Raw genomic sequence first — 5,599 nt, 5'->3', positions numbered from 1 at the left:
GCCGGTGCAGTCACGGCTGGATCCGGCCCCGGCGCCCATGCCGCCCCGCGCGATCTGGTCCGACGGACTCGGACGGACGGCCACCCGTTCCGCACAGCTGCTGCTCACGCTGCTGCTGGCCGGCGTGGTGATCTACGGACTGTTGCAGCTGCGGCTCCTCGTCATTCCCGTCCTGATCGCCCTGATCCTGGCGGCGGCCGTGGGCCCGGTGGTGCGGCTGCTGCGCGGCTGGGGCTGGTCCGCGGCGCTGGCCACGGCGACGGCGTTCCTCGGGATCCTCGTGGTGCTCGGCGGCGTGATCACCGGGATCGTCTTCGCGGTCCGCAGCGAAGCGGACGAGCTGGTCAGCTCCGCCCGCGAGGGCTGGATGCAGCTGCAGGAGTTCCTGGCCACCTTCCCGCTGCCGGTCAGCCAGCAGCAGATCGACGAGGCGCTCGCCGGGGTGGTCGACTTCCTGACCAGCGCCACGGTGGGACGCAGCGCGCTGAGCGGATTGTCGACGGCGGCCGAAGTCGTCACCGGGGCCGTCCTGATGGCCGTGATCCTCTTCTTCTTCCTCAAGGACGGGCCGCGCATCTGGCGTTTCCTGCTCAGCTGGTTCCCGGCGGCCAAGCGGCCGCAGCTTGAGCTGGCCGGGTCGCGCGCCATGGACGTGCTGGGCAGCTACGTGCGGGGCACCGCCACCGTCGCGGCCGTCGACGCCTTCTTCATCGGACTCGCCCTGTTCATCCTGCAGGTACCGCTGGCGCTGCCGCTCTCGGTACTGATTTTCATCGGCGGCTTCATCCCGATCGTCGGAGCCACCGTCGCCGGCGTGCTGGCGACCCTGGTGGCGCTGGTGGCCAACGGGCCGGTGGCCGCGCTGGTAGTGGTCGCCGTCGTGATCATCGTGCAGCAGCTGGAGGGCAACTTCCTGCAGCCGGTGGTGATGGGCCGCTCGGTGAGCCTGCACTCGCTGGTGATCCTGTTGGCCCTGACCGCGGGAACCATCCTGGGCGGCATCATCGGCGCCGTCCTGGCCGTTCCGGTCACCGCCGTGGGCTGGGTGGTGATCCAGGTGATGTCGGGAAGGAGCTCCGCGGAGGAACCCGCGCCGGTCCGGCGAGGCCGCTGACCAGGCACGCCGCCGGCCAGATATCGGCCGGACACAGAAGGTCCCCGGAAGCCCAAGCTTCCGGGGACCTTTCTGGCGTCGGCCGTTGCCGCTCACGCCAGCGGTTCGGGACTGACTAGAAAGCGGGGAAGACGTCGCCGTTGGGCCACGTTTCCTCGATGAACTTCTTCACGTCCGGCGAGTGGAGCAGCTCTTCGAGCTTCGCCACGGCAGGATTATCGTCACCGGCGTTCCAGACCAGGAAGTTGGCATACGGGTTGTTCTCCGAGGACTCGACGACCACTGCATCGTCGGTGTTCAGCCCCGCATCCAGGATGAAGTTGCCATTGATGATGGCCAGGTCGATCTTCGGATCCTCGATCAACTGGACCAGGATTTCAGGCTGGTTCTCCTCGAATTTCAGGCCCTTGGGGTTCTGCTCCGCGGTCAGCGTCAGCGCCGCCGAATCGTCCTCGATCCCGGTCAGCAGCCCGGCCGTTTCGAGCATCTTGAGTGCGCGCGGCTGGTTCCCCGGGTCGTTGGTGATCGCAATGGTTGCGCCCTCGCCAAGGTCCTCGACGCTCTGGTGCTTCGACGAGAACCCGGCGTACGGCTCGATGTGGATGCCTTCGCCATGTTCGAAGTCGTAGCCCTTGTCAGCCACCTGCTGCTCAAAGAAGGCCAGATGCTGGAAGTAGTTGGCATCCAGCGAGCCGTCGCTCAGGGCGATGTTCGGGGTCTGGTAATCGGTGAATTCCTTGATCTCCAGATCGATCCCGGCTTCCTGGGCCAGGTTCTCATCAACGAATTCCAGGATCCGGCCCTGCGGCACGGGAGTGGCACCGACCGTGACGGTGACGGGATTGGCCGGATCCAGCGTGGTCTCGGCGCTGGGGGTGGATTCGGATCCACCGCAAGCCGTCAGCGCCAAGGCCGCAGCCAGGCCGGTACCAATGAGCGTTAGTGCTTTACGCATCTGCGTGCGTTCCTTTCGAATGACCGGGCCGGCCGAAGTCGGTTCGTCCCGGATGTGGTGCAGCTAGCGGCTACTGGCTGCATTCTTCCGCTGCCGGTGAGGCGGGCGGGAAGCGTGGGGGCGGGACGGCGGTGTCCCGACACGGTCGCGGACGTTGCGCTCAGACGGCGGTTGCCGGCTCATGCCGCCGGCGCTTCGAGCCTGCGGTGGAAGCGCTGCGGTGGTCCACCCGCCGGGCCACGGCGTCGCCGATCCATTGGATGAGTTGGACAAGGACCACCATGATCACGATGGTGACCACCATGACGGTGGTGTCGAACCGCTGGAAGCCGTAGTTGTAGGCGAGCTGGCCGAGGCCGCCGCCGCCGGTGAGGCCCGCCATGGCGGAGTATCCCACGAGCGTGACCAACGTCGTCGTCAAGGCGGCAACCAGCCCGGGCAAAGCCTCGGGAACGAGGACCTTGACCACGACCTGCAGGCGGGTGGAACCCATGACGAGGGCCGCGTCGATTTTGCCGGAGCTCACATCCCGCAGCGCGGTTTCCACCAGGCGGGCGAAGAACGGCACCGTGCCGATGGTCAGCGAGACGCAGGCGGCCAGGGCACCGATCGAGGTACCGGTGATGACCCGGGCCAGCGGGATCAGCGAGATCATCAGGATGGCGAACGGAATGGACCGGGTGATGTTCACGATGATGTCCGACACGATCCGGTTCGTCACGGGCATGGGCCGCAGCCCGGCGGGCGCACTGGTGTAGAGGAAGATGCCCAGCGGCAGGCCGATCAGCAGGGTGAAAGCCCCCGAGACCCCGACCATCAGCAACGTTTCGCCGATCGCTTCCGGCAGGGCATTGGTGATGCCCGGGTTGGTGGTCAGTTCGTCGATGAAGTTCATGCCGCTTCCTCCTGCAGGACGCGGACGGCAACGCCCTGGCCGACCAGGTGCTCGGTGAGGGCAGCCGTGTCCGCCCCGGCCGGCAGTTCGATGCGCAGGTGGCCGAACTGGGTGCCGGCCAGCGACTCCACGCTGCCGGCCAGGACGTTCAGGTCCAGGCCGAAGGCCCGGGCAGCCCCGGTCAGCACGGGCTCCGACGCGCGTTCGCCGGAATAGAGGATTTCCAGCATCGTGCCCCCGCCGGTCGCCTCGGCCGAAGGCAGCGGCAGCAGCGTGCTCGAGAGGCGGCCGCCCAGGTCGGCGGCGACCTCGCGCAACGGGCCGTGTTCGACGATCCGGCCGGCCTCCAGCAGCGACACCGAATCACAGATGCGCTTGATGACCTGCATCTCGTGCGTGATCACCAGCACGGTCAGTTGGAGCCGCTCGGTCAGGTCACGGATCAGGGTCAGGATTTCGTCGGTGGTCTTCGGGTCCAGGGCCGACGTGGGCTCGTCGCAGAGCAGCACGTCCGGGTCCGAAGCCAAGGCGCGGGCGATGCCGACCCGCTGCCGCTGGCCGCCGGAGAGCTGGGACGGGTAGGCGTCCTCAAACCCCTCCAGGCCGACGAGCCTGATCAGCTCCGAAACCTTGGCGCGGATGGACGCCTTGGGCGTCTTGACGATCTCCAGGGGATGCGCCACATTCTGGGCGGTGGTGCGGGAGTCCATCAGGTTGGCGTGCTGGAAGATCATCCCGATGCGGCGCCGGGCCGACCTCAGGTCGGCGTCGCGGGCGGCACTGAGCTCGGCCCCGTTGATCGATACCGATCCGGACGTCGGGCTGTCCAGGAGGGTCAGGCAACGCACCAACGTGGATTTGCCGGCACCGGAATGGCCGACGATGCCGTGGACGGTGCCCTTGGGGACGGACAGGCTGACGCCGTCCAGGGCCACCACTTCGCGGCCGCCTTGGCGGTAGACCTTGCGCAGGTCGGTAACGGTGATCATGGAACCTCGGGGAATCGATGTCTGAAGCGTCGACAGCCGCCATAGCATGTGCCGCCATCAAGGATTAATTATGACAGCCGCGACAACACGCCAGAATTCGACGGGACGTTGCGTCATACGGCGACGCGAAGTTGACAGCGCCGCGCTGACTCAGGGGCCGGGCGCGTGCGCTCGTGCCGGCCGGGGCAGGGTCAGACAGCGGCGGGCATCAGGCGCACCGGCCAGACCCCGTCCACGACGGCTTCCGGATCCTTGCGCCGCAGCCAGGCCTCGAAATTTGCCGCCTGCTGTGCGCACCAGTCGACCTGCAGGGCATGCAGCTCGGCCGCGCCGATGCACAATCCGGCGTAGCGGCGGGCGAGGGCATCCGCGACGCCGATGGTGGCCAGGGCGTCCGCCGCCGACGTGTGCGCCGCGTCGAGACGGACGCCGTAAAGTTCGCACAGCGCCCCCAAGGTGCGCTTCCCCCGCCGGTAGCGGTCCACCTGCTTGTCCAGGACATACGGATCGATCACCGGAGCCGCCGCCGGGGCCCGCAGGCCGTACCGTGAGCATTCGCGTGCCAGCACGGTGAAATCGTAGGCGGCGTTGAAGGCCATGACCGGGATGCCCGCGTCGAAGTAGCCGGTCAGTGCCTCGGCGATACCGGCGGTGGCAATTGCCGCGGGCAGGCCCTCGCTGCGGGCCCGTTCGGTGCTGACCCCGTGGATTGCGGCGGCTTCCGCAGGGATCTCCACTCCGGGGTCCACCAGCCACTCCCGCTCCTGCAGCGGCTGTCCCGCCGCGTCGACCAGGACGATGGACGCCGTCACGATCCGCGCGGTGTGGGGATCACGGCCCGTGGTTTCGAGATCGAAGGCGGCGCGGGGACCGGTATGCCAGCTGTTCATGTCCGCAACGCTATCCGGCGGATCGGACAATCCCGGGGAGGCGCCGCGCGGTGTGTGGAAGCGGCTCCCGCAGCCCGCCGGTGCAGGCCTCGCGGGGCCGCTAAATTACACTGGTGTAATGCGCGAGGCGATTGTAGAGGCGGTCCTCGACCTTGCCGCGATCATTCCGCGGGGCCGGGTGCTCTCCTATGGCGATGTCGCCGAGCTGCTCGACGCCGGAGGCGCCCGGCTGGTCGGCAGGATCCTGTCCCTGCACGGCGCGGCGGTTCCGTGGTGGCGCGTTATTCGTGCCAACGGTTCCCTGCCCGGTGAGCTGATGGAACAGGCTGTGGCGCACTACCGCCGGGAAGGCACGCCCCTGGCGGAGCCGGCGGCGTGGCCGGCCAGGGTGCGCATGGCGGAAGCCCGTTGGGTGCCCGGGCCTGAAGAATACGCAGCGATCGAGGAGCTCCGGCGCAAAGTGTCCGAACCGGCTGATGGGATGGGGCCATGATCGAGACCAAGCCGTCGGCCGGGCTGCAACTGGTCCGGCCCGAAACCGGATCCGCCGGTGCCCCGCTTCCGAGTCCGGACCAGGCGCAGGTCATCGACCTGCCCGCCGGCTGCGGTCCGGTGCTGGTCCTCGGCGGCCCGGGTACGGGAAAATCGACCGCTCTGGTGGAACTCGCGGTGCGCCGCGTGGAGGAAACCGGACTTGACCCGGCGAACCTGCTGTTCCTGGCCCCGAACCGGCTGGCGGCCGCGCGCCTGCGCGAC

Annotated in this window: 7 protein-coding genes; 3 read left to right on the top strand and 4 right to left on the bottom strand. The window is 68.3% G+C overall.

All coding sequences use genetic code 11. From position 1 onward, the window contains the following. Positions 1-4: 4 nt before the first annotated feature. Positions 5-1,114 (top strand): AI-2E family transporter, encoded by a 1,110-nt coding sequence (locus tag AC5RUJ_RS10035; protein WP_494155817.1) that lies wholly within the window; start codon positions 5-7, stop codon positions 1,112-1,114. 115 nt (positions 1,115-1,229) lie between these two features. On the opposite strand, the gene AC5RUJ_RS10030 is transcribed toward AC5RUJ_RS10035, so the two are convergent. From AC5RUJ_RS10030 to AC5RUJ_RS10015, 4 genes are all read right to left on the bottom strand, one after another. After that, positions 1,230-2,069 (bottom strand): MetQ/NlpA family ABC transporter substrate-binding protein, encoded by an 840-nt coding sequence (locus AC5RUJ_RS10030; protein WP_494128660.1) that lies wholly within the window; start codon positions 2,067-2,069, stop codon positions 1,230-1,232. 160 nt (positions 2,070-2,229) lie between these two features. Next, complete coding sequence (locus tag AC5RUJ_RS10025) at positions 2,230-2,964, bottom strand: methionine ABC transporter permease (RefSeq protein WP_494128659.1); 735 nt, start codon at positions 2,962-2,964, stop codon at positions 2,230-2,232. Next, positions 2,961-3,953 (bottom strand): methionine ABC transporter ATP-binding protein, encoded by a 993-nt coding sequence (locus tag AC5RUJ_RS10020; RefSeq protein WP_494000261.1) that lies wholly within the window; start codon positions 3,951-3,953, stop codon positions 2,961-2,963. Before AC5RUJ_RS10020 ends, AC5RUJ_RS10025 begins: the two co-directional genes overlap by 4 nt. A gap of 191 nt (positions 3,954-4,144) precedes the next feature. Continuing rightward, the gene (locus AC5RUJ_RS10015) at positions 4,145-4,843 is read right to left on the bottom strand and encodes a 3'-5' exonuclease (RefSeq protein WP_494128658.1); all 699 of its coding nucleotides are present in this window, start codon (positions 4,841-4,843) and stop codon (positions 4,145-4,147) included. A 118-nt stretch (positions 4,844-4,961) separates the two neighbouring features. Here AC5RUJ_RS10015 and AC5RUJ_RS10010 point away from each other — a divergent pair, with 118 nt between their 5' ends. Both AC5RUJ_RS10010 and AC5RUJ_RS10005 read left to right on the top strand, forming a co-directional pair. After that, a complete protein-coding gene (locus AC5RUJ_RS10010; protein WP_494022650.1) occupies positions 4,962-5,336 on the top strand; it encodes an MGMT family protein in 375 nt (124 codons plus the stop codon). Next, the coding region (locus tag AC5RUJ_RS10005; protein WP_494155816.1) for a UvrD-helicase domain-containing protein at positions 5,333-5,599 on the top strand (267 nt) is incomplete at its 3' end. The genes AC5RUJ_RS10010 and AC5RUJ_RS10005, both read left to right, overlap by 4 nt.

The sequence above is a fragment of the Arthrobacter sp. Y3223164 genome (assembly GCF_059091005.1).
Note: the sequence above shows the minus strand (reverse complement) of the source record. Positions and strands in the feature narration are given on the sequence as shown.

Coding starts and splice junctions, on each gene's coding strand:
- AC5RUJ_RS10030 (WP_494128660.1), bottom strand. CDS start 2,069: ATGCGTAAAGCACTAACGCTCATTGGTACCGGCCTGGCTGCGGCCTTG.
- AC5RUJ_RS10025 (WP_494128659.1), bottom strand. CDS start 2,964: ATGAACTTCATCGACGAACTGACCACCAACCCGGGCATCACCAATGCC.
- AC5RUJ_RS10020 (WP_494000261.1), bottom strand. CDS start 3,953: ATGATCACCGTTACCGACCTGCGCAAGGTCTACCGCCAAGGCGGCCGC.
- AC5RUJ_RS10015 (WP_494128658.1), bottom strand. CDS start 4,843: ATGAACAGCTGGCATACCGGTCCCCGCGCCGCCTTCGATCTCGAAACC.
- AC5RUJ_RS10010 (WP_494022650.1), top strand. CDS start 4,962: ATGCGCGAGGCGATTGTAGAGGCGGTCCTCGACCTTGCCGCGATCATT.